The organism is Bradyrhizobium genomosp. III, from assembly GCF_000261705.1.
Lineage (GTDB): Bacteria > Pseudomonadota > Alphaproteobacteria > Rhizobiales > Xanthobacteraceae > Bradyrhizobium > Bradyrhizobium ottawaense.
Window position 1 is genome coordinate 1 of sequence record NZ_AJQF01000230.1, and the last position, 2423, is coordinate 2423.

At 64.4% G+C, this 2423-nt stretch carries 4 protein-coding genes; all 4 read right to left on the reverse strand.

Going from position 1 to position 2423, the window contains the following annotated elements; all coding sequences use genetic code 11:
- Positions 1–100, reverse strand: a 100-nt coding sequence (locus tag IC66_RS0120090) for a MerR family transcriptional regulator (protein ID WP_036010428.1), incomplete at its 3' end; no start/stop codon positions are given.
- 24 nt (positions 101–124) lie between these two features.
- Positions 125–466: an integration host factor subunit alpha gene (locus tag IC66_RS0120095; RefSeq protein ID WP_028141392.1), complete on the reverse strand. Its 342-nt coding sequence runs from the start codon at positions 464–466 to the stop codon at positions 125–127.
- A gap of 134 nt (positions 467–600) precedes the next feature.
- A complete protein-coding gene (locus IC66_RS0120100; RefSeq protein ID WP_028141391.1) occupies positions 601–1581 on the reverse strand; it encodes a beta-ketoacyl-ACP synthase III in 981 nt (326 codons plus the stop codon).
- On the reverse strand, positions 1578–2423 hold an 846-nt coding region (gene plsX, locus IC66_RS0120105), incomplete at its 5' end, for a phosphate acyltransferase PlsX (protein ID WP_038948789.1). The genes plsX and IC66_RS0120100, both read right to left, overlap by 4 nt.

Consider the following 2423-nt stretch of genomic DNA (forward strand, 5'->3'; position numbering starts at 1 on the left):
GGGAGAATCGGGTCTCCCAGAACCGCAGCACGTGCTGCGGAATGTCGAGTTCCTGCGCTACTTCGCTGATGGTTCGGAACGCATCCGGCGCCTTGTCCAAATGCCAAATCCTTTGCCGAAGGCGTTACGCCTCTTGTTGAGCCTTGCTGGCGTCACCGTTGGCGCGGTGCTGGCCGTTGATCCGCTGCTTCAGGATCGCCGACGGCTTGAACACCATGACACGGCGCGGCGAGATCGGCACCTCGGTGCCGGTCTTCGGGTTACGGCCGATGCGCTGACCCTTTTTGCGGACCATGAAGGACCCGAACGAGGACAGTTTCACCGTCTCGCCCTTTTCCAGGCAGTCGGTGATCTCCTTCAGCACGAGTTCCACGAAGGCGGACGATTCCGTGCGCGACAGGCCCACCTTCTGGTAGACGGCTTCGCACAGGTCGACACGCGTTACGGTTTTACTTTGATCGGTCATCGCCCTGCCCCACATCACGGCGAACAATTGTTGTCTGAAATTATGAGGTTACGTTACAGCGGTCAACAGCGCTCATCAATGCAGACGCATCGATAATCGCGGCAAAATCCGGCAAAATTTTATCGACTGTGGCTCTACCAGCGCACGAGTGCGGAGCCCCAGGTGAAGCCGCCGCCCATGGCCTCCAGCAGGACCATGTCGCCCTTCTTGATACGGCCGTCCCTGCGGGCCACCGACAGCGCCAGCGGAATCGAGGCGGCCGAGGTGTTACCGTGACGGTCCACCGTCAGCACCACCTTCTCCGGCGCGATGTGGAGCTTGTGGGCGGAGGCGTCGATGATTCGCTTGTTGGCCTGGTGCGGCACGAACCAGTCGATGGTCTCGGCATTGAGCCCGGTGGCCTGGAAGGCGTCGACGATGACGTCGGTGATCATGCCGACCGCATGCTTGAAGACCTCGCGGCCCTCCATGCGCAGATGGCCGACGGTCTGGGTCGAGGACGGTCCGCCGTCGACGAACAGCTTTGCCTTGTGGCGGCCGTCGGAGCGCAGATGCGTGGTGACGATGCCGCGATCGGTCGCGGCCTTGCCCGGCTGCTCCTGCGCCTCCAGCACCACCGCGCCGGCGCCGTCGCCGAACAGCACGCAGGTGCCGCGGTCGTTCCAGTCGAGGATGCGCGAGAAGGTCTCGGCGCCGATCACCAGCGCGCGCTTGAAGGCGCCGGTGCGCAGGAAATTGTCGGCGGTGGCGAGCGCGAACACGAAGCCCGAGCATACCGCCTGGAGGTCGAAGGCCGCGCCGTGGGTGATACCGAGCCCGTGCTGCACGGCGACCGCCGTCGCGGGGAAGGTGTTGTCCGGCGTCGAGGTCGCGAGCACGATCAGGTCGATCGACTGCGCGTCCATGCCGGCATCGGTCAGCGCGGCCTGCGCCGCCTTGATCGCCAAATGCGAGGTGAACTCGCCCTCGGCCGCGATGTGGCGCTCGCGAATGCCGGTGCGCTGCACGATCCACTCGTCGGAGGTGTCGATACGCGCCGCCAATTGGGCGTTGGTCACCACCTGCTCCGGCAGATAGGAGCCGCAGCCGAGCACGACCGAACGAATTTGAGTCACGAAACAGCCTCCTGCGCGGCCTGCACGGAATTGAGTGCACCACCCTCGCGGTTGAGCATCTGATTGATCTTGTTCAGGAGATCGTAGTGAGCCATCTCATAGCCAACATCGATCGCATAGGCAAAGCCTTCGGCGCTGGTTCCGCCGTGGCTCTTGACCACTAATCCATTCAAACCCAGGAACACGCCGCCATTGGACTTGTTCGGGTCCATCTTGTCGCGCAGGGCCTGGAAGGCGCTGCGTGCAAAGAGATAGCCGAGCTTCGACAGCCAGCTCCGCTGCATCTCGTTGCGGAGTAAGTCCGCCATCTGCCGCGCGGTTCCCTCGGCGGCCTTGAGCGCGATGTTGCCGCTGAAACCTTCGGTCACGATGACGTCGGCCAGCCCCTTGCCGATGCCGTCGCCCTCGACGAAGCCGATATAGTCGAGCTCCGGCAGGTTCCTGGCACGCAGGATCTCGCTGGCCTCGCGGATCTCCTCGTGCCCCTTGATCTCTTCGGCCCCGATATTGAGCAGCCCGACCGTGGGGCGCTTCTTGTCGAACAGCACGCTCGCCATCGCCGCGCCCATCACAGCGAGCGACACCAGATGGTGCGCGTCGCCGCCGATGGTGGCGCCGAGGTCGAGCACGATGGAATCGCCGCGCCTGGTCGGCCAAACGCCCGTGATCGCCGGGCGATCGATCCCCTTCAGCGTGCGCAGGTGGAAGCGCGACATCGCCATCAGCGCGCCGGTATTGCCGGCGGAGACCGCGACATCCGCCTCGCCCTTCTTCACGGCATCGATGGCGAGCCACATCGAGGAGGTCTTGCGGCCGCGCCGCAGCGCCTGGCTCGGCTTTTC